Annotated in this window: 20 protein-coding genes; all 20 read left to right on the top strand. The window is 65.2% G+C overall.

All coding sequences use genetic code 11. The features are described from left to right. Window positions 1–16 precede the first annotated feature (16 nt). The 20 genes from nuoN to CNE_RS04985 all read left to right on the top strand — a co-directional run bounded on the left by nuoN (window position 17) and on the right by CNE_RS04985 (window position 19,328). Window positions 17–1,492, top strand: a complete 1,476-nt coding sequence (nuoN, locus tag CNE_RS04890; RefSeq protein ID WP_013956024.1) for an NADH-quinone oxidoreductase subunit NuoN — start codon at window positions 17–19, stop codon at window positions 1,490–1,492. Window positions 1,493–1,505: 13 nt separating this feature from the next. Further along, window positions 1,506–1,814, top strand: coding sequence for a DUF2818 family protein (locus CNE_RS04895; protein WP_013956025.1), 309 nt, complete (start codon window positions 1,506–1,508; stop codon window positions 1,812–1,814). A 44-nt stretch (window positions 1,815–1,858) separates the two neighbouring features. Beyond that, on the top strand, window positions 1,859–2,494 hold the full coding sequence (locus CNE_RS04900; RefSeq protein WP_013956026.1) for an NUDIX domain-containing protein: 636 nt from the start codon (window positions 1,859–1,861) through the stop codon (window positions 2,492–2,494). Window positions 2,495–2,622: 128 nt separating this feature from the next. After that, window positions 2,623–3,069 carry a DUF1178 family protein gene (locus tag CNE_RS04905; protein WP_013956027.1) on the top strand — a complete coding sequence of 149 codons (447 nt, stop codon included), beginning with the start codon at window positions 2,623–2,625 and terminating at the stop codon, window positions 3,067–3,069. A gap of 93 nt (window positions 3,070–3,162) precedes the next feature. Next, window positions 3,163–4,365 carry an acyl-CoA dehydrogenase family protein gene (locus CNE_RS04910; RefSeq protein ID WP_013956028.1) on the top strand — a complete coding sequence of 401 codons (1,203 nt, stop codon included), beginning with the start codon at window positions 3,163–3,165 and terminating at the stop codon, window positions 4,363–4,365. Between the two features lie 13 nt (window positions 4,366–4,378). Further along, a complete protein-coding gene (locus CNE_RS04915; protein ID WP_013956029.1) occupies window positions 4,379–5,497 on the top strand; it encodes an acyl-CoA dehydrogenase family protein in 1,119 nt (372 codons plus the stop codon). A gap of 162 nt (window positions 5,498–5,659) precedes the next feature. After that, window positions 5,660–6,103: a MaoC family dehydratase gene (locus CNE_RS04920; protein WP_013956030.1), complete on the top strand. Its 444-nt coding sequence runs from the start codon at window positions 5,660–5,662 to the stop codon at window positions 6,101–6,103. 34 nt (window positions 6,104–6,137) lie between these two features. Further along, entirely contained in the window at window positions 6,138–6,614 is a 477-nt protein-coding gene (locus tag CNE_RS04925; RefSeq protein ID WP_013956031.1) for a MaoC family dehydratase, read from the top strand. A 615-nt stretch (window positions 6,615–7,229) separates the two neighbouring features. Next, on the top strand, window positions 7,230–8,198 hold the full coding sequence (cyoA, locus tag CNE_RS04930; RefSeq protein WP_013956032.1) for a ubiquinol oxidase subunit II: 969 nt from the start codon (window positions 7,230–7,232) through the stop codon (window positions 8,196–8,198). An 8-nt stretch (window positions 8,199–8,206) separates the two neighbouring features. After that, window positions 8,207–10,180: a cytochrome o ubiquinol oxidase subunit I gene (cyoB, locus tag CNE_RS04935; protein ID WP_013956033.1), complete on the top strand. Its 1,974-nt coding sequence runs from the start codon at window positions 8,207–8,209 to the stop codon at window positions 10,178–10,180. A gap of 5 nt (window positions 10,181–10,185) precedes the next feature. Next, window positions 10,186–10,830, top strand: coding sequence for a cytochrome o ubiquinol oxidase subunit III (gene cyoC, locus CNE_RS04940; protein WP_013956034.1), 645 nt, complete (start codon window positions 10,186–10,188; stop codon window positions 10,828–10,830). Beyond that, window positions 10,830–11,198: a cytochrome o ubiquinol oxidase subunit IV gene (gene cyoD, locus CNE_RS04945; RefSeq protein WP_013956035.1), complete on the top strand. Its 369-nt coding sequence runs from the start codon at window positions 10,830–10,832 to the stop codon at window positions 11,196–11,198. Before cyoC ends, cyoD begins: the two co-directional genes overlap by 1 nt. Window positions 11,199–11,551: 353 nt before the next feature. After that, window positions 11,552–12,808, top strand: a complete 1,257-nt coding sequence (gene urtA, locus CNE_RS04950) for an urea ABC transporter substrate-binding protein (RefSeq protein WP_013956036.1) — start codon at window positions 11,552–11,554, stop codon at window positions 12,806–12,808. A gap of 147 nt (window positions 12,809–12,955) precedes the next feature. Next, window positions 12,956–14,578, top strand: a complete 1,623-nt coding sequence (urtB, locus tag CNE_RS04955) for an urea ABC transporter permease subunit UrtB (RefSeq protein WP_041227816.1) — start codon at window positions 12,956–12,958, stop codon at window positions 14,576–14,578. Then, window positions 14,578–15,783 (top strand): urea ABC transporter permease subunit UrtC, encoded by a 1,206-nt coding sequence (urtC, locus tag CNE_RS04960; protein ID WP_013956038.1) that lies wholly within the window; start codon window positions 14,578–14,580, stop codon window positions 15,781–15,783. Before urtB ends, urtC begins: the two co-directional genes overlap by 1 nt. Next, entirely contained in the window at window positions 15,780–16,628 is an 849-nt protein-coding gene (gene urtD, locus CNE_RS04965) for an urea ABC transporter ATP-binding protein UrtD (RefSeq protein ID WP_010809104.1), read from the top strand. The genes urtC and urtD overlap by 4 nt, the downstream gene beginning before the upstream one ends. Before the next feature lie 2 nt (window positions 16,629–16,630). Further along, a complete protein-coding gene (urtE, locus tag CNE_RS04970; RefSeq protein WP_013956039.1) occupies window positions 16,631–17,323 on the top strand; it encodes an urea ABC transporter ATP-binding subunit UrtE in 693 nt (230 codons plus the stop codon). Between the two features lie 123 nt (window positions 17,324–17,446). After that, entirely contained in the window at window positions 17,447–18,316 is an 870-nt protein-coding gene (locus tag CNE_RS04975) for an urease accessory protein UreD (protein WP_013956040.1), read from the top strand. Between the two features lie 43 nt (window positions 18,317–18,359). Beyond that, the gene (locus tag CNE_RS04980; RefSeq protein ID WP_013956041.1) at window positions 18,360–18,662 is read left to right on the top strand and encodes an urease subunit gamma; all 303 of its coding nucleotides are present in this window, start codon (window positions 18,360–18,362) and stop codon (window positions 18,660–18,662) included. Window positions 18,663–18,716: 54 nt separating this feature from the next. Beyond that, window positions 18,717–19,328, top strand: coding sequence for a HupE/UreJ family protein (locus tag CNE_RS04985; protein WP_013956042.1), 612 nt, complete (start codon window positions 18,717–18,719; stop codon window positions 19,326–19,328). The last annotated feature ends 3 nt before the right edge of the window (window positions 19,329–19,331 follow it).

A 19,331-nucleotide genomic window follows, 5' to 3' on the forward strand; every position in this document is an offset into this window, starting at 1 on the left:
GGGGAGAGAAATCAACATGCAACCGTCCTCGACACTCGGCCCTGTGGCGCCGATCATTTTCCTGGCGATCGCCATCGCTGCGATCAACTGGGTCGACCTTGCGCGCGGCAAGGGCAAGCAAAGCGTTGCCTATCCGCTGTCGCTGCTGACCACCCTGGTGCTGACGGTGTGGTTCGGCCTGAACGCCGCCGCCGGCGAGACGCACTACGCGTTCGCCAACCTGGTCGTGATCGACCCGATGGCCAACGTGCTGTCGGCGTTCTGCGCGGCGGGCCTGTTCGTCACGCTGGTGTACACGCGCCGCTACCTGGCTGAGCGCGACATGTTCGCCGGCGAGTTCTACATGCTGGCCCTGTTCACGCTGGGCGGCCAGATCGTGATGATCACCGGCAACAACTTCCTGACCCTGTACCTGGGCCTGGAACTGCTGTCGCTGTCGTCGTACGCACTGGTGGCACTGCGCCGCGAATCGCGCGTGACCTCGGAATCGGCGATGAAGTACTTCGTGCTGGGCGCGCTGGCTTCGGGCTTCCTGCTGTACGGCATCTCGATGATGTATGGCGCCACCGGTTCGCTGAACCTGGGCGAGGTGTTCCGCGTGGTCGAGTCGGGCCGCGTCAACACCACCATGCTGGCCTTTGGCGTGGTCTTTATCGTTGCCGGCCTGTCGTTCAAGCTGGGCGCTGCGCCGTTCCACATGTGGATCCCGGACATCTACCAGGGTTCGCCGACCGCGGTGACGCTGCTGATCGCCGGCGGCCCCAAGGTTGCTGCTTTCGCGCTGTTCATCCGCGTGCTGGTGGAAGGCCTGCTCCCGCTGGCGAGCGACTGGCAAATGATGCTGGTGGTGCTGTCGATCATCTCGCTGGCCATCGGCAACCTGACCGCCATCGTGCAGAGCAACCTGAAGCGGATGCTGGCGTACTCGACCATCTCGCACATGGGCTTCGTGCTGCTGGGCCTGCTGTCGGGCGTGGTGGCCAACAAGGCTGACGGCGCCGCCGATGCGTACAGCTCGGCGATGTTCTACTCGGTGACCTACCTGCTGACCACGCTCGGCACCTTCGGCATCATCCTGCTGCGCACCAGTAAGGGCTTCGAGGCCGAGACCCTGGAAGACCTGAAGGGCATGTCGCGCCGCAACCCGTGGTTTGCCTTCCTGATGCTGGTGATGATGTTCTCGCTGGCCGGCATCCCGCCGACCGTGGGCTTCTATGCCAAGCTGGCGGTGCTGGATGCGGTGGTCAAGTCAGGCATGACCTGGCTGGCCGTGGTGGCCGTGATGTTCTCGCTGATCGGCGCGTTCTACTACCTGCGCATCGTCAAGCTGATGTACTTCGATGCACCGGTGGGCGAAGAGCAGCTGGAAGCGACCTTTGGCCTGCGCTCGATGCTGAGTGTGAATGGCGCCGCGGTCATCCTGCTGGGCATTTTCCCGGCCGCGCTGATGAACCTGTGCTACCAGGCCATCCGCTCGACGCTGGGTTCCTGATCCGCCACACCCCATGAGCGCATCCGCAAGCGGCTGGTTTGTCATCCTGCTGGCACTGATCAGTGCGAACCTGCCGTTTGTGAACCAGCGCCTGTTCGCGCTGATCCCCCTGCGGCAGGCGCGCAAGCCGCTGTGGCTGCGCCTGCTGGAACTGATCGTCTGGTTCGCGGTGGCCGGCGCCGCCGGCTTTGCTGTGGAGGCCAGCCTTGGCAATGCCTTCCCGCAGGGCTGGCAGTTCTACGCCATCACCGCCTGCATGATGCTGGTGTTTGCCTTCCCGGGCTTCACCTGGCAATACCTCGTCAAACACCGCACGGCCTGAAGCCGGTCTTGTCGGCGCCGGGCCCTGCCTGATCCGGAGCGTCCATGACCGACAAGATCCAACGCGGCACCTCGTCTACCGATGAACCTACCGGGAACGACGACGCACTGAAGGAAGTGTGCGTCGCCTCGGCCACGGTCCATCGCGGCAAGTTCCTTACCCTCAAGCAAGACATCGTCAGGCTGCCGGACGGCAAGCAGACCGGGCGCGAGTACGTAGTCCATCCGGGCGCGGTGATGATGATCCCGCTGTTCAATGACGGCACCGTGCTGATGGAGCGCCAGTTCCGCTATCCGATCGGCGAAGTGATGCTGGAATTCCCTGCCGGCAAGCTCGATCCGGAAGAGGGCGCGCAGCGCTGCGGCGAACGCGAGCTGCTGGAGGAGACGGGCTACAGCGCGGCGCGCTGGGATTACCTGACGCGCATCCACCCGGTTATCTCTTATTCCACCGAGTTCATCGACGTCTTCCTGGCGCGCGACCTGACGCACGGCGAGGCGCAGCTCGACGACGGCGAGTTCCTGGAAACCTTCATCACACCGGTGGGGCAGGTGATCGACTGGGTCCGCAGCGGCCGCATCACCGACGTAAAAACCATCATTGGCGCGTTCTGGCTGGAAAAAGTGATCTCGGGTGCCTGGCAACCGGGCGAACAGCCGCTGCCGCATTACGCCATATAGTGAGTAGTGAGCCGCGTGGATTCTGCGCCATGCGGTTGTTCACGAACGGTCGTTCTAAAAAATTTAGCACGACCGTTCACAAAATTTCGATTCGCGGATAATATAGCTTTTGACGGGCTGGAAAGATCATGAAGGTGCTCGACCTGCGCTGCGCGCATGACCATGGTTTCGAGGGCTGGTTTGCCTCGGAGGAAGATGCGCAGTCGCAAATCTCGCGTGACCTCGTCCAATGCCCGGTCTGTGGCGACCACGCCGTGACGCGGCTGCCCAGCGCGCCGCGCCTGAACCTGTCGGGCGCGACCGCACGCGAAGGCGGCGCCAGGCCGGCGCAGCCGGCTGCCGCACCGGCGACACTGCAAGCGCTCTATATGAAGGCAGTGAAGCAGGTGCTGGCACAGACCGAGGACGTTGGCGAGCGCTTTGCCGAAGAGGCAAGGCGCATGCACTATGACGAGGCGCCGGAACGCGGCATTCGCGGTTCGGCCTCGGCGGAGGAGGTGCAGGCGCTGGCCGAAGAGGGCATCGAGACTTTCCCGCTCGTGGTGCCGGATGCGCTGAAGCAGACGGCTCACTGAATTGCGTCTTGTGCCCGTTGCTGTCGGCGCTTGACGTGCAGGCAGAACAACCGCCGGCGGCCCCACGCCAAGCCGGCACCACTGGAGACGGGCATGGATCTCAACTACTCGGCGTCCGACAACGCCTTCCGCGAGGAAGTGCGTAGCTGGCTCGAAGCGAACTTGCCGGCGGACATCCGCAGCAAGATTCTCAACCACCGGCGTCCGAACCGCGACGACCTGGTGCGCTGGCACAAGACCCTGGCCGGCAAGGGCTGGTCGGCACCGCACTGGCCCGTCCAGTATGGCGGCACCGGCTGGAACGCCACCCAGCGCCATATCTGGGATGAAGAGAATGCCCGCGTTGGCGCGCCCGGCGTGCTGCCGTTCGGCGTGGCGATGGTCGCGCCGGTAATCATGAAGTACGGCAGCGAGGCGCAAAAGTCGTATTACCTGCCACGCATCCTGGACTGCACCGACTGGTGGTGCCAGGGCTATTCGGAGCCGGGCTCGGGTTCGGACCTGGCCTCGCTGAAGACCCGCGCCGAGCTGACTTCGGACGGCAAGCACTACATCGTTAACGGCCAGAAGACCTGGACCACGCTCGGCCAGCACGCCGACATGATCTTCTGCCTGGTGCGCACCGATCCCGAAGCCAAGAAGCAAGAGGGCATCTCGTTCCTGCTGATCGACATGAAGACCCCGGGCATCACCGTGCGCCCGATCATCATGCTCGACGAAGAGCATGAGGTGAACGAAGTCTTCTTCGACAACGTCAAGGTGCCGGTCGAGAACCGCGTCGGCGACGAGAACCGCGGCTGGACCTACGCCAAGTACCTGCTGGGCCATGAGCGCACCGGCATTGCCCGCGTGGGCAACTCCAAGCGCGAGCTGGGCTTCCTCAAGCGCGTGGCGCGCCAGCAGCAGAAGAACGGCAAGCCGCTGCTGGAAGACCCGGTGTTCGGCGCCAAGGTGGCCGCGCTGGAAATCGAACTGATGGCGCTGGAAATCACCGTGCTGCGCGTGGTCTCGAGCGAAGCGGCAGGCAAGGGCCCCGGCCCCGAGGCCTCGATGCTCAAGATCAAGGGCACCGAGATCCAGCAGTTGCTGACCGAGCTGATGGTCGAGGCCGTCGGCCCGTACGCCCAGCCGTTCGACACCGCCTACCTGGAGTGCGAGACCGAGCACGCCGTGACCGGCTACGACGACGCCGCGCCGTTGGCCGCGTACTACTTCAACTATCGCAAGACCTCCATCTATGGCGGGTCCAACGAAATTCAGAAGAACATCATCAGCCAGATGATTCTGGGGCTGTGAGGAGACACGCAACATGAACTTCAATCTCAGCGACGAACAGAAGCAGCTGGCCGACGCCGTCCGCCGTTTCATCGACAAGGACTACGGCTTCGAGTCCCGCAAGAAGAACTACGAAAGCGCCGCCGGCTACGGCGGCGCCGCCTGGGGCTCGCTGGTCGAGCTCGGCCTGACCGCGCTGCCGGTGCCGGAAGCGCAGGGCGGTTTCGCGGGCAAGGCCCTGGACATGATGGTGGTGCAGCAGGAACTGGGCCGCGGCCTGATCGTGGAGCCGTACCTGGCCACGGTGGTCGGCGCCTACGCCCTGGGCCTGGCCGGTGGCCAGGATGCACTGCTGGAGCAGGTCGCCGGCGGCGAACTGAAGCTGGCCGTGGCCTTCAACGAGCCGCAGGCGCGCTACGAGCTGAACAACGTGCGCGTCACCGCCCGCGACGGCAAGCTCAGCGGCCGCAAGGTCGTGGTGGTGCATGGCGGCCAGGCCGACAAGCTGATCGTGTCGGCCCGCAGCAGCGGTGCCGAAGCCGACCGGGATGGCATCTCGCTGTTCCTGGTGGATGCGAAGGGCGCCGGCGTCAGCATCAAGGACTACCGCACCATCGACAACCTGCGCGCGGCCGACATCACCTTCCAGGATGCCCCCGCGCAACTGCTGGGCGAAGCCGGCAAGGCCTTCCCGGTGATCGAGCAAGTGGCCGACTACGCCGCCGTGCTGCTGTGCGCCGAGGCCGTGGGCGTGATGGATACGCTCAATGCCGCCACTTTGGAATATGCCAAGACGCGCCAGCAGTTCGGCCAGCCGATCGCGCGCTTCCAGGCGCTGCAGCACCGCATGGTCGAGATGTTCATCCACGCCGAGCAGTCGCGTTCGATAACGCTGCTGGCCGCTGCCCGCTTCGAAGAAGTAACGCCGGAAGAGCGGCGCCGCTATGTCTCCGCCGCCAAGGCGCGCGTGGGGCAGGCAGCGCGCACGGTCGGCCAGGAGGCGGTGCAGATCCACGGCGGCATGGGCGTGACCAACGAACTGCCGGCCGCGCACATGTTCAAGCGGCTGACGCTGATCAACACGACCTTCGGTGACGTGGATCACCACCTGGGCAGGTTTGCTGCCCAGCCCGGGTTCCAGGAAGCTGCCTGATCCTGCCCGTCCAGTCAAAACCGCGCTGTAGTCCAGGCGCGGTTTTTTTCTTTGGAGACCGTTAGGGGCGGGTTCGGCAAATACGGACGCCAGCCCCCGGCGGCCATGCGATCATTGCCTGGACAAAGTGCCCTGGCGCCAATCACTACAGAGAGACAACCGATGCTGTATTTCGAGGACTTTGAAGTCGGCAGCCGCCGCGAACTGGGTTCGTACCTCGTCACCGAGGAAGAGATCCTGGCTTTTGCGCGCCAGTACGATCCGCAGCCGTTCCATATCGACAAGGAGGCCGCTGCCAGGAGCATCTATGGCGGCGTGATATCGAGCGGCTGGATGACGTGCTCGATCATGATGCGGCTGCTGGTGCTGAGCAGCACCGGCAAGTCAGCCAGCATGGGCTCGCCTGGTGTGGATGAGATTCGCTGGCTCAAGCCCGTCTATGCCGGCGACACGCTCAGCGTCGTGCTGAATGTGCTCGATACCCGGCCGTCGCAGTCCAAGCCGGACCGCGGCGTGGTCCACACCCAGTGGGAAGCCACCAACCAGCGCGGTGAACTGGTCTGCACCGTCAAGGGCATGGGCATGTACGGCCGCCGGCCCGCCTGAGAACACTCAACCCACCATCGAGGAGACAACCGACATGCGCACCATCGCATCGCTTGAAGAACTGGAAGGCCTGCAGGGCCAGGAAGTCGCGGTCAGCGACTGGATCGAGGTGACCCAGCAGCAGGTCAACCAGTTTGCCGATGCCACCGGCGACCACCAGTGGATCCACATCGACGTGGAGCGCGCAAAGAAGGAGTCGCCCTATGGCGGCCCGATCGCCCACGGCTTCCTGACGCTGTCGCTGCTGCCCAAGTTCATGCACAACGCGCTGCACATGCCATCGAAGATCGGCGTCAACTACGGCCTGAACCGCGTGCGCTTCACGGCGCCTGTGCCGGTAGGCAGCAAACTGCGGGCACGAATCAAGCTGCTCAAGGTCGATCGGCTCGATCCGCTGCCGAAGTCTCCTGAACTGGTGGGCGCTCAGTCCACCTGGGAAGTGACGATCGAGCGCGAGGGCAGCGACCGTCCGGTGTGCGTGGCGGAGTCGATTTCGCGCCGATATGGATGAACTGCGGCTTGATCCGCGCCAAGGGTTCTGACGCAGTGCGACAATATGCCACATAGTGTTGTCGCACCCCGAAAAGCCGCGCATGCGCGGCTTTCTGCATATTCAAAGCCGAATTTGTGCGCTTGACGCCGGTCAATGCACGGAAAGCCATTCTCGAGGTCGATTGTCCGATAAAACGGACACTGTGTTTTGTGCCGTTGGGTTTACCCCTAATGTTGCGTTGCGGTACAGTCGCGCCCACGATGTTTTACGTGTTGCGCTCCCCGGCCGAAAACCGCGCTTGCCATGAAGGCAAGTCCGTCGGGAAGTGCAAAAACCTCGTATTCCAACGCTACCCGGCCGCTGTACTGAGCCGGGACCGTTCGCGGTTTCGGCCAGGTGCCGCAGCGCCGGCAAGGTCCTACAGGGCCTGCAGCGCACGCAGTCAGTTGTCCTTCCGTGTTCATGGCGTTGCAAGGCCGCATGGTCCCTCGGCGATCGATCCGCCGCCCGACCGCAACGCCAGCTAAGGACACGTCCTTCCGGTTTTCCCTCAGCCCCACGCCTCTTGCGCGAGCATCAGGCGGTTTAGCCGCGCTTTTGCCCGAAGCGCGGTGTAACCAAACCAGTCGTGACATGAAGAAACCCATACTGCCGCGTTGGACGCGGTTCCTGCCTTGCCTTGGCCTGCTCCTGCTCGCCGGCTGCAACATGACACTGCTCGACCCGAAAGGGCAGGTCGGCGTCGACATCAAGAACATCATCCTGATCGCTACGTGGCTCATGCTGCTGGTGGTGCTGCCGGTGATCGTGCTCACGCTGGTGTTCGCCTGGAAGTACCGCGCGTCCAATACCTCGGCGCGCTATGAGCCGGACTGGTCGCACTCCACCGCGATCGAAGTGGTGGTATGGCTGATCCCCTGCCTGATCATCATTGCGCTGGGCATCATCACCTGGAAGTCCTCGCACGATCTGGACCCGTACAAGCCGCTTGAATCCAGCAAGAAGCCGGTCACCGTCGAGGTGGTGGCGCTGAACTGGAAGTGGCTGTTCATCTATCCGGAACTGAAGATCGCCACGGTCAACCAGATCGCCTTCCCGGTCGACACCCCGGTGAACTTCAAGATCACCTCGGATTCGATCATGAATTCGTTCTTCATCCCGCAACTGGGCAGCCAGGTGTACGCCATGGCAGGGATGGAGACCAAGCTCCACCTGATCGCCAACGAAGCCGGTTCTTACGACGGCGTGTCGGCCAACTACAGCGGCGGCGGTTTTTCGGGCATGAAGTTCAAGGCGATGGCCATGTCGAACTACGAGTTCGACCAGTGGGTCGCCAAGGTTCGCGCCTCGTCCACCGAACTGGGCGTTGAAGGCTACAAGACGCTGGCACAACCCAGCGAGAAGGAGCCGGTCACGTACTACGGCAAGGTGGAAGACCAGCTCTTCCGCAACATCCTGCACAAGTACATGGACCACAGCGGCACGGCTGTCGCCGCCGACGGGTTCAAGGGCGGCCCGATCTGCACGTCGCGCAACACCCTCGGTGAAGAGCAGCTGTCGATGACCACGCCGGCCAAGCTGGCGCTGGGCGCGCAATCCTAGGAGCAATGATGTTTGGCAAGTTGAGTTTGTCGGCGATTCCGTTTCATGAGCCGATCATCATGGTCGTTCTGGCCGGCGTCGCCGTGGGCGGGGCCGCGCTGCTAGGCGCGATCACCTATTTCAAGAAGTGGGGCTACCTCTGGAACGAGTGGTTCACCTCGGTCGACCACAAGAAGATCGGCGTGATGTACTGCCTGGTCGCCCTGATCATGCTGCTGCGCGGCTTTTCCGACGCGATCATGATGCGCGCCCAGCTGGCGCTCGCCACCAATGGCGCGACCGGCGTGCTGCCGCCTGAGCACTACGACCAGATCTTCACCGCCCACGGCGTGATCATGATCTTCTTCGTGGCCATGCCGCTCATGACCGGCCTGATGAACCTGGTCGTGCCGCTGCAGATCGGCGCGCGCGACGTGGCCTTCCCGTTCCTGAACACGCTCTCGTTCTGGCTGTTCGTCGCGGGCGCCATGCTGGTCAATATCTCGCTGGGCGTCGGTGAATTCGCCAAGACCGGCTGGCTGGCCTACCCGCCGCTGTCGGGCCTGGACTTCAGCCCGGGCGTGGGCGTGGACTACTACCTGTGGAGCTTGCAGATCTCAGGCCTGGGCACGCTGCTGACCGGCGTGAACTTCCTGGTGACGATCCTGCGCATGCGCGCCCCGGGCATGACCCTGATGCGCATGCCGGTGTTCACCTGGACCGCGCTGTGCACCAACGTGCTGATCGTGGCCGCCTTCCCGGTGCTGACCGTGACCCTGGCGCTGCTGGGCCTGGACCGCTACCTCGGCATGCACTTCTTCACGAACGATGGTGGCGGCAATGCCATGATGTACGTGAACCTGATCTGGATCTGGGGCCACCCCGAGGTGTACATCCTGATCCTGCCGGCGTTCGGCATCTTCTCTGAAGTGATCGCCACGTTCTCGGGCAAGAAGCTGTTCGGCTACAAGGGCATGGTGTACGCGACCGCCGCCATCATGGTGCTGTCGTTCATCGTGTGGCTGCACCACTTCTTCACGATGGGTTCGGGCGCCAACGTCAACGCGTTCTTCGGCATCACCACCATGATCATCTCCATCCCGACCGGGGTGAAGATCTTCAACTGGCTGTTCACCATGTACCGCGGCCGGGTCCAGATGACCACGCCGGTGCTGTGGACGCTGGGCTTCATGATCACCTTCGTGATCGGCGGCATGACCGGCGTGCTGATGGCCGTGCCGGCTGCTGACTTCGTGCTGCACAACAGCCTGTTCCTGATCGCCCACTTCCACAACGTGATCATCGGCGGCGTGCTGTTCGGCTACCTGGCCGGCATCACCTACTGGTGGCCGAAGGCGTTCGGCTTCAAGCTGAACGAGCGCCTGGGCAAGTACGCCTTCTGGTGCTGGCTGGTGGGCTTCTACTTCGCCTTCATGCCGCTGTACGTGCTGGGCCTGATGGGCATGACCCGCCGCCTGAACCACACCGACAACCCGGCCTGGACGCCGTGGCTGTACCTGGCCGTGGTCGGCGTGGTGTTCGTGGCGCTGGGCATCTTCTTCCAGGTGCTGCAGATCGTGGTGTCGATCCGCGACCGCAAGAAGCTGGCCGACGTGACCGGCGACCCGTGGGGCGGCCGCACCCTGGAGTGGGCCACCTCGTCGCCGCCGCCGTTCTACAACTTCGCGCACACCCCTGTGGTGCGTGACCTGGACGCGTTCGCCGACATGAAGGCCCGCGGCGAGACCCTGCCGACCGAAGGCTACGAGAAGATCCACATGCCCAAGAACACGGGCGCGGGCTTCATCATCGGCGCCTTCAGCCTGGTGTTCGGCTTTGCCCTGACCTGGCATATCTGGTGGATGGCCGCGGTTGGCCTGGTGGGCATGATCTGGGCGTTCATCCACCGCAGCAACGACGACCACATCGACTACTACGTGCCGGCCACCGAGGTCGAGCAGATCGAAACGCGCCAACTGCAGCGCATTGCTTCGCAAGCCTGAGAACCATGTCGACTCAAGTTCTAGACCGCATCCCCGCGCAGGCAGGCGCCTCGGCTCACGCCGACGCGCACGGCCATGACCATGCGCACCACGATACCAGTGCCAATACGGTGTATGGCTTCTGGATCTACCTGATGAGCGACTGCATCATCTTCGCCGGACTGTTCGCGGCTTTCGCCGTGCTGCGCGGCGAGCTGGCAGGCGGCCCGTCGGCGAAGGAGCTGTTCGAGCTCAACTACGTGCTGGTGGAGACCTTCATCCTGCTGTTCTCCTCGATCACGTACGGCATGGCGATGATCTCGCTGCAGAACCGCAGCCTGAGCCGCGTGCAGGTGTGGCTCGGCGTCACGTTCCTGCTGGGCCTGGCCTTCATGGCGATGGAAATCAACGAGTTCCATCACCTGATCGCCGAAGGTGCCGGCCCGGGCCGCAGCGCGTTCCTGTCGTCATTCTTCACCCTGGTCGGCACCCACGGCCTGCACGTTGCCAGCGGCATGCTGTGGATGATCGTGCTGATGTGGCAACTGTCGAAGAAGGGCATCACCCCGACCCTGACCAAGCGCCTGACCTGCCTGTCGCTGTTCTGGCACTTCCTGGACGTGGTCTGGATCGGCGTGTTTACCGTGGTCTACCTGATGGGACATCTGTGATGGCACAACACAACGCACCGGCGGCGCACGGCGCCCACGACTCGCACGATTCGCACGCGGGCCACGACACCCACGCCAGCTTCAAGTCGTACGCGATCGGCTTCATCCTGGCCGTGATCCTGACCGTGATCCCGTTTAAGCTTGTGATGGACGGCAGCATGGACAAGGGCACCATCCTCTGGATCATCCTCGGCATGGCCGTGGTCCAGATGCTGGTCCACCTGAAGTACTTCCTGCACCTGGACACGTCGTCTGAGCAGCGCAGCAACGTGATCGCGCTGCTGTTCACCGCGCTGATCCTGGTGATCGTGGTGGCGGGTTCGCTGTGGATCATGCACAACCTGAACGCCAACATGATGGTGATGTAAGGACCCAGCGTCCTGGCATCGAAAGCGGGGCCCCGGAAGGGGCCCTTTTTTTTGCCCATGCCAGCCTTGGGGCATGGTGCCCGGCCCTGGTGCGGGGCGCGCAGCGCCTGGCGCCTTTCGCATGCCGCCCGCACGGAATTGCACCGATGCACGGGAGTGGTGCGCGCGCCGCCCGCACTGCCCTGGTGCGGATACGCGATCGCCGGCAGCGGTAGCGCCTGCGCGCCGCGCCAGCAGGCCGTCTGCCGCCGGCGCGGTGGGTATCAGGCCGTTTGCCTCCATGGCACGCTAGTTGCAGAAGCATCACCCGGGGAGCGTAGTCCCTGACCAACACCATAAACGGGAGCTGCAAAATGCAACGACGTGACATGCTGAAGCTGTCGGCGATAGCCGCCGCGGCGATGATCGGTACCAGCCCGCTGGCGCTGGCGCAGTCCAAGGAGCCGATCAAGGTCGGCATCCTGCATTCGCTGTCCGGCACCATGGCCATTTCGGAGACGTCGCTGAAGGACGTGGCCCTGATGACCATTGATGAGATCAACAAGAGCGGCGGCGTGCTGGGACGCAAGCTGGAGCCGGTGGTGGTGGACCCGGCCTCGAACTGGCCGCTGTTCGCGGAAAAGGCGCGCCAGCTGATCACCAAGGACAAGGTCGCAGTGACCTTCGGCTGCTGGACCTCGGTGTCGCGCAAGTCGGTGCTCCCGGTCTATGAGGAACTGAACTCGCTGCTGTTCTACCCGGTGCAGTATGAAGGCGAAGAGATGTCGAAGAACGTCTTCTACACCGGTGCAGCGCCCAACCAGCAGGCGATCCCGGCGGTGGAATACCTGATGAGTAAGGAAGGCGGCGGCGCCAAGCGCTTCTACCTGCTGGGCACGGACTACGTCTACCCGCGCACCACCAACAAGATCCTGCGCGCCTTCCTGAAGAGCAAGGGCGTGGCCGACAAGGACATCGAAGAGGTCTACACCCCGTTCGGCCACAGCGACTACCAGACCATCGTCGCCAATATCAAGAAGTTCTCGCAGGGCGGCAAGACCGCGGTGATCTCCACTATCAACGGCGACTCCAACGTGCCGTTCTACAAGGAGCTGGGCAACGCCGGGCTGAAGGCCAAGGACGTGCCGGTGGTGGCGTTCTCGGTGGGTGAAGAGGAACTGCGCGGCATCGATACCAAGCCGCTGGTGGGCCACCTGGCCGCATGGAACTACTTCATGTCGGTCAAGAACCCCGAGAACGATGCCTTCCGCAAGCAGTGGGCGGCATGGGTCAAGGCCAACAATCTGCCCGGCGGCGACAAACGCGTGACCAACGATCCGATGGAAGCCACCTACGTCGGCATTCACATGTGGGCGCAGGCCGTGAAGAAGGCCGGCACCACCGACACCGACAAGGTGCGCGCCGCCATGTACGGCCAGACCTTCAAGGCACCGGACGGCTTCACCCTGACCATGGGCGAGAACCACCACCTGTACAAGCCGGTGATGATCGGCGAAGTGAAGGGTGATGGCCAGTTCTCGGTGGTGTGGAAGACGCCGAAGGCGGTGCGTGCGCAGCCGTGGAGCCCGTTCATCGCGGGTAATGAAGGCAAGCCGGACAAGGTGATGTAAGCGGACGCCAGTCCGGCCCCTGACGATGGCTTCCTTCTCCCGCAAGGCGGGGGAGGGGAGCGCATCGCCCCCTTTCGCACACCCAGAACAACAAGGCGCTGAAGCGCCGCCACTGCGCCAGCCACTATGCCCAAACTACTTCCGACAATGGCCATGCCATGGCTGCGCGCCTTGCTGGCGGCGCTGCTGCTGGCGGCTGCGCCGTGGGCCGCGGCGCTGACGCAGGCCGACCTGAAGCCGCTGGCCGAAGACGATTTCGATGCCAAGACCGCCGCGCTGGCCGCACTAGCCAAGGCACCCCCGGCGGAAGCCGGCCCGATCCTGAAAGCCTTGCAGGACGACGCGCTGCAATATGCACCATCGGTCGGCATGGTGCGCCAGGACGGCGACAAGACCGTCGATGCCATTACCGGCAAGCCGGTCGCGGTGAAAGCCGACGAACTGGAGTCCCTGACCCTGAACAACAGCCTGCGTGCGCTGGTCGACAGCGCCGCCAGCAGCCTGCTGCTGCAGTCACCCGACATCGCGGTGCGTGCGCAGGCGGTCGCCACGCTGCGCGCCCAGCCGGAAAGCGCCTCGCGCGCCGCGGTCGAAGCCGCGCGCAAGAACGAGGCCGATGCCGGCCTGCGCACCAGCCTGGACGTGATCTGGGCCAACCTGGTGCTGGCCGAGCCGGCCGATCCGGCAGCGCATGACGCGCGGCTTGAAGCCATCCGCATCCTCGGCAGCGACAGCAACCCGCAGAGCCGCCAGAAGCTGGCGCCGCTGGTGGAGCGCGACAGTGCCGGCAACTACCGCGAGCCCGATGCCGACGTGCGCCTGGCCGCGCAGCAGGTGCTGGACACGCTGCGCAGCGACCAGCGCCGCGCCGAGCTGATCGGCAACCTGTTCGCCGGGCTGAGCCTGGGCAGCGTGCTGCTGCTGGCCGCGCTGGGGCTGGCCATTACCTATGGCCTGATCGGCGTCATCAACATGGCGCACGGTGAATTCCTGATGATCGGCGCCTATGCCACCTACGTGGTGCAGTCGCTGTTCCGCGCCTACGCGCCGGGTGCGTTCGACTGGTACCTGCCGGCGGCGCTGCCGGCCTCGTTCCTGGCGGCAGCCGTGGTGGGCTTCGTGCTGGAGCGGCTGGTGCTGCGCCACCTGTACGGCCGCCCGCTGGAAACGCTGCTGGCCACCTTCGGCGTGAGCCTGCTGCTGATGCAGGCAGTGCGCACGCTGTTCGGCGCGCAGAACGTGGAAGTGGCCAACCCGGCGTGGATGAGCGGCGGCATCGAGTGGATGCCGGGCCTGGTGATTCCCTACAACCGCATCGTCATCATCCTGTTCGCGCTGGCGGTGGTGGCGGTGGCGTGGGCGGTGCTGAACCGCACGCGGCTCGGGCTGTTCGTGCGCGCCACCACGCAGAACCGCACCATGGCGGCCTGCGTCGGCGTGCGCACCTGGAAGGTCGACAGCTACGCCTTTGCCTTTGGCGCCGGCATTGCCGGGCTGGGCGGCTGCGCGCTGTCGCAGATCGGCAATGTCGGTCCCGACCTGGGCCAGGCCTACATCATCGATTCCTTCATGGTGGTGGTGCTGGGCGGGGTGGGGCAGCTGGCGGGCACCATCGTCGGCGCTTTCGGGCTGGGCATCATCAACAAGTTCATCGAGCCCTTCTATGGCGCGGTGCTGGCCAAGATCTTTGTCCTGGTGCTGATCGTGCTGTTTATCCAGAAGCGGCCGCAGGGACTTTTCGCGCTCAAGGGGCGCAGCGCGGAGGCATGATGCAGCGATTCCAATCGAATTCTTCCGCTACCCCGTTCCGGCTTGGCGTGCCTGAGCGCCAGGCGCTGTTCTCGCGGCGCGGCTGGATGGCGCTGGCGGCGCTGGCGGTGATCGTCGGCATCGGCGTGCCGGTGTGCGCGCTGGTGTTGCCGGAGGGCCATCCGCTGCACCTGTCGGCCTATGCGCTGACGCTGGTCGGCAAGATCATGTGCTTTGCGCTGGCCGCGATCGCGCTGGACCTGGTGTGGGGCTACTGCGGCATCCTGAGCCTGGGCCACGGGCTGTTCTTCGCGCTGGGCGGCTACGCCATGGGCATGTACCTGATGCGGGCGATCGGGCGCGAGGGCGTGTACAAGAGCGAGCTGCCGGACTTCATGGTGTTTCTCGACTGGAAGGAGCTGCCCTGGTTCTGGCACGGCACTGAGCACCTGGGCTACGCGCTGCTGCTGGTGGTGCTGGTGCCGGGCGTGCTGGCGTGGCTGTTCGGCTTCTTTGCCTTCCGCTCGCGCATCAAGGGCGTGTACCTGTCGATCATCACGCAGGCGATGACGTATGCGGCGATGCTGCTGTTCTTCCGCAACGAGACCGGTTTCGGCGGCAACAACGGCTTCACGGACTTCAAGCGCATTGCCGGCTTTGCGATTGCGGCGCCGCAGACGCGCACGGCGCTGTTCGTGCTGACCTTCCTGGCGCTGCTGGCGGGCTTCATCGCCTGCCGCTACATCGTCACGTCCAAGCTCGGGCGCGTGGTCACCGCAGTGCGCGATGCCGAGATGCGGGTGATGTTCTCCGGCTACAACCCGCTGGGCTACAAGCTGTTCGTGTGGACTTTCTCGGCAGTGCTGTGCGGCATCGCGGGTGCGCTGTATGTGCCGCAGGTGGGCATCATCAACCCTGGCGAGATGTCGCCCGGCAACTCGATCGAGATGGCGGTGTGGGTTGCCGTGGGCGGGCGCGGCACGCTGATCGGGCCGGTGATCGGCGCATTCCTGGTCAATGGCGCCAAGACCCTGTTCACCGCCCACTTCGCCGAATACTGGCTGTTCCTGCTGGGTGCGATGTTCGTGCTGGTGACCTTGTACCTGCCCGATGGCGTGACCGGGCTGTGGAACCGGCTGCGCGAGCGGCGTGCGGCCGCACCGCCAGCCGCTGCAGACCCTGTTTCCGCGCCTGCCGTGGCAGGCCGCACCGGAGGTGAAGCATGAATGCCGCACTCCAGCACGGCCAGGCCGAAAGTGGCGATGCCACCGGCCTGGGCCGCATTGTCGAGCCTGGCACCATCGATGTCTCGCACGGGCCGATCCTGTACCTGGAAGACCTGACGGTGCAGTTCGACGGCTTCCGCGCGCTGAACAAGCTGACCTTGTCGATCGACCATGGCGAGCTGCGCTGCGTGATCGGCCCCAACGGTGCCGGCAAGACCACGATGATGGATGTCATCACCGGCAAGACCGGGCCGCGCAATGCCAATGTCAGCGGGCGCGTGTTCCTGGGCCAGACCATCGACCTGATGCGGATGACCGAGCCGCGCATCGCGCAGGTGGGCATCGGCCGCAAGTTCCAGAAGCCGACGGTATTCGAGCAGCACGCGGTGTGGGAGAACCTGGAACTGGCGATGAAGGCCGACAAGCGCTGGTGGTCGTCGCTGCGCGCGCGGCTGACGGCAGAGGGGCATCGCCGCATCGAGGAAACGCTGGCGCTGACCGGACTGGAGGCCGAGGCCTACCGGCCCGCCGGGCTGCTGTCGCACGGGCAGAAGCAGCGCCTGGAGATCGGCATGCTGCTGATGCAGCAGCCGCAGCTGCTGTTGCTGGACGAGCCGGTGGCCGGCATGACCGATGAAGAGACCATGCAGCTGGCGGCGCTGCTCAACGGCCTGCGCGGCAGCTGCTCGATGATGGTGGTCGAGCACGACATGGAGTTCGTCGCCGCGCTCGCAGGCGATGCCGGCCAGGTCACGGTGCTGGCCGAGGGCAGCGTGCTGGCCGAAGGCACGCTCGACAGCGTCAAGCGCGACGAGCGCGTGATCGAATCCTACCTGGGAAGATAAGCATGCTGCAGGTCAATGCACTGAACCAGTTCTACGGCGGCAGCCATATCCTGCGCAATGTCAGCTTCGACGTGCCCGCCGGCAAGCTGACCACGCTGCTGGGCCGCAATGGCGTGGGCAAGAGCACGCTGCTCAAGTGCCTGATGGGCGTGGTGCCCACGCGCAGCGGCAGCATCCAATGGGAAGGGCAGGCGCTGGAGAAGAAGGCGCCGTATGAACGCGTGTCTGCCGGGCTGGCCTATGTGCCGCAGGGCCGGGAGATCTTCCCGCGGCTGACGGTGGAAGAAAACCTGCTGATCGGCGCCGCCAGCCGGGCGCGGCCGTCCGGCGTGCCGGACCGGATCTACCAGTTGTTCCCGGTGCTGCGCACCATGCGGCTGCGCCGCGGCGGCGACCTGTCCGGCGGCCAGCAGCAGCAACTGGCGATCGGGCGCGCGCTGATGAGCGAGCCGGGCCTGCTGATCCTGGACGAGCCCACCGAGGGCATCCAGCCTTCCATCATCCAGGACATCGGCCGGGCGCTGCGCCTGCTGGTTGACGAGTTCGGCATGACAGTGCTGCTGGTCGAGCAGTACTACGAGTTCGCGCGGCATATTGCCGACCACTACGTGGTGATGAGCCGCGGCGAAGTGGTGGCGCGGGGTGCCGGCGCCAGCATGGAGCAGGACGGCGTGCGGGAGCTGATCGCCGTGTAGGGCGGCTGCGCGGCAGCGCCGGGATTTGTGGGCCATACGCTGCTTCCGCCAAGGCGGACAGCGCGCTATGATTGCTTGCAACTCCCGCCCTCGCGCGCGTCCCCACCGCCGGCTGTCCTTGCCATGCGCCATCCCGATTTTCCTTCCGCCCTCGCCGTGCCCGCCGCATGGCAGGCCACCCTGCGGCTGCGCTTTGCGCAGCGCGGCGAACGCACCGCGCTGACCGAGCGGCGCCACCAGGGGCCGCTGCTGGTGCAGAAGCCGCTGTACCCGGAAGGAGGCATCTGCCATGCGGTGATCCTGCATCCGCCAGCGGGCGTGGCAGGCGGCGACAGCCTGGATATCGACGTGACAGTGGAGGCTGGCGCGCACGCCGTGCTGGCCACGCCGGGCGCCACCAAGTGGTACAAGTCGCTTGGCCGCGAGGCGGCGCAGCATGTGCGCCTGTCGGTGGGCGCAGGCGCGCGGCTGGACTGGCTGCCGCAGGAGAACATCGTCTTCGACGACGCCCGTGCGCGGATTTCGACCGTGCTCGACGTCGCGCCCGGCGGCAGCGCGATCGGCTGGGATGCGGTGGTGCTGGGCCGGCAGGCATCTGGCGAGCAGTGGGCCAGCGGCGCGCTGTGGCTGGATACCCGCATCGGCGCCGGTGAACGCGCGCTGTGGATCGAACAATCGCATCTTGAGGCCGCGTCGCCACTGCGCACCGCGGTGGCCGGGCTCGACGGACTCAATGTGCTGGGCACGCTGTGGGCGGTAGGCGAGGGCGCGACGCAGGAACTGGCCGAAGCGCTGGCCGAACAGCTGCCCTATCGGCCGGAGCTGCGCGCCGGCGTGACCTGCCTGGCCGCCAACGGCCAGTCGATGCTGCTGCTGCGCGTGCTGGGCCGGCAGATGGAAGCCGTGCGCCACGTCATGGTCGACAGCTGGCAGGCGCTGCGCATGCCGATCCACGGTGTCGCGGCGCGGCCGCTGCGGCTGTGGGCCACGTAGGCCGCCAACAGAGACAATCGAACCCAAGAACCAGGAACAAGAGATGGAACTGACGCCGCGAGAGAAAGACAAGCTGCTGATCTTCACCGCCGCTCTGCTGGCCGAGCGGCGCAAGGCACGCGGGCTGAAGCTGAACTACCCGGAAGCGGTGGCGCTGATCACCGCCGCCATCATGGAAGGCGCGCGCGATGGCCGCACCGTGGCCGAGTTGATGCATGAGGGCACCACCGTGCTGAGCCGCGAGGACGTGATGGATGGCGTGGCCGAGATGATCCCCGAGATCCAGGTGGAGGCCACTTTTCCGGACGGCACCAAGCTGGTGACCGTCCACCATCCCATTGTCTGAACATGACCGTTCCCCGATTTTGACCACGATAACAAGACCAACCCGAGAGCCGACATGAACCGTACCGCCTGCCTGCGTCTTGCCCTGGGCACTTCCCTGACCGTTGCCGCCGGCGCCGCCCTGGCACATCCAGGCCACGATGCCGCCACCGTCAGTGCCAGCCTGTGGGCCGGCCTGGCGCACCCCTTCACCGGCGCCGACCATTTGCTGGCGATGGCGGCGGTGGGCGTGTGGAGCGCCTTGATTGCCCGCTCGGCTGCCGATACGCTGCGCCTGCCGCTGGCCTTCGTGGCGCTGATGCTGGTGGGGGCTGCAATCGGCCTGTCCGGTGTGGCGCTGCCCGCAGTCGAACCGATGATCGCGGCCTCATTGCTGGTGATCGGGTTGCTGCTGGCGCTGCGCGCGAAGCTGCCGGCGTGGGCCGGTACGCTGCTGGTCGGCAGCTTTGCCGTGTTCCACGGCTATGCCCACGGGGCCGAACTTCCCGCCACCGCTGGCGCGCTGCCTGCGGTACTCGCATACGTAGGCGGGTTTGCCGCCGCCACCATGGCGCTGCACCTGCTGGGCATCGGCGCCGGCACGCTGTTGCGCCGCCATGCCGGCTGGCTGGCCCGCGCGGCCGGTGCCGGCGTGGCGCTGTACGGCGCCAGCCTGCTGGTGGCCTGAGGA

Origin of the sequence: Cupriavidus necator N-1 (assembly GCF_000219215.1) — a bacterium.
Lineage (GTDB): Bacteria > Pseudomonadota > Gammaproteobacteria > Burkholderiales > Burkholderiaceae > Cupriavidus > Cupriavidus necator.

Bases quoted from the DNA above. Each gene is read 5' to 3' on its own strand.
- nuoN (WP_013956024.1), top strand. From the start codon at position 17: ATGCAACCGTCCTCGACACTCGGCCCTGTGGCGCCGATCATTTTCCTG.
- CNE_RS04895 (WP_013956025.1), top strand. From the start codon at position 1,506: ATGAGCGCATCCGCAAGCGGCTGGTTTGTCATCCTGCTGGCACTGATC.
- CNE_RS04900 (WP_013956026.1), top strand. From the start codon at position 1,859: ATGACCGACAAGATCCAACGCGGCACCTCGTCTACCGATGAACCTACC.
- CNE_RS04905 (WP_013956027.1), top strand. From the start codon at position 2,623: ATGAAGGTGCTCGACCTGCGCTGCGCGCATGACCATGGTTTCGAGGGC.
- CNE_RS04910 (WP_013956028.1), top strand. From the start codon at position 3,163: ATGGATCTCAACTACTCGGCGTCCGACAACGCCTTCCGCGAGGAAGTG.
- CNE_RS04915 (WP_013956029.1), top strand. From the start codon at position 4,379: ATGAACTTCAATCTCAGCGACGAACAGAAGCAGCTGGCCGACGCCGTC.
- CNE_RS04920 (WP_013956030.1), top strand. From the start codon at position 5,660: ATGCTGTATTTCGAGGACTTTGAAGTCGGCAGCCGCCGCGAACTGGGT.
- CNE_RS04925 (WP_013956031.1), top strand. From the start codon at position 6,138: ATGCGCACCATCGCATCGCTTGAAGAACTGGAAGGCCTGCAGGGCCAG.
- cyoA (WP_013956032.1), top strand. From the start codon at position 7,230: ATGAAGAAACCCATACTGCCGCGTTGGACGCGGTTCCTGCCTTGCCTT.
- cyoB (WP_013956033.1), top strand. From the start codon at position 8,207: ATGTTTGGCAAGTTGAGTTTGTCGGCGATTCCGTTTCATGAGCCGATC.
- cyoC (WP_013956034.1), top strand. From the start codon at position 10,186: ATGTCGACTCAAGTTCTAGACCGCATCCCCGCGCAGGCAGGCGCCTCG.
- cyoD (WP_013956035.1), top strand. From the start codon at position 10,830: ATGGCACAACACAACGCACCGGCGGCGCACGGCGCCCACGACTCGCAC.
- urtA (WP_013956036.1), top strand. From the start codon at position 11,552: ATGCAACGACGTGACATGCTGAAGCTGTCGGCGATAGCCGCCGCGGCG.
- urtB (WP_041227816.1), top strand. From the start codon at position 12,956: ATGGCCATGCCATGGCTGCGCGCCTTGCTGGCGGCGCTGCTGCTGGCG.
- urtC (WP_013956038.1), top strand. From the start codon at position 14,578: ATGCAGCGATTCCAATCGAATTCTTCCGCTACCCCGTTCCGGCTTGGC.
- urtD (WP_010809104.1), top strand. From the start codon at position 15,780: ATGAATGCCGCACTCCAGCACGGCCAGGCCGAAAGTGGCGATGCCACC.
- urtE (WP_013956039.1), top strand. From the start codon at position 16,631: ATGCTGCAGGTCAATGCACTGAACCAGTTCTACGGCGGCAGCCATATC.
- CNE_RS04975 (WP_013956040.1), top strand. From the start codon at position 17,447: ATGCGCCATCCCGATTTTCCTTCCGCCCTCGCCGTGCCCGCCGCATGG.
- CNE_RS04980 (WP_013956041.1), top strand. From the start codon at position 18,360: ATGGAACTGACGCCGCGAGAGAAAGACAAGCTGCTGATCTTCACCGCC.
- CNE_RS04985 (WP_013956042.1), top strand. From the start codon at position 18,717: ATGAACCGTACCGCCTGCCTGCGTCTTGCCCTGGGCACTTCCCTGACC.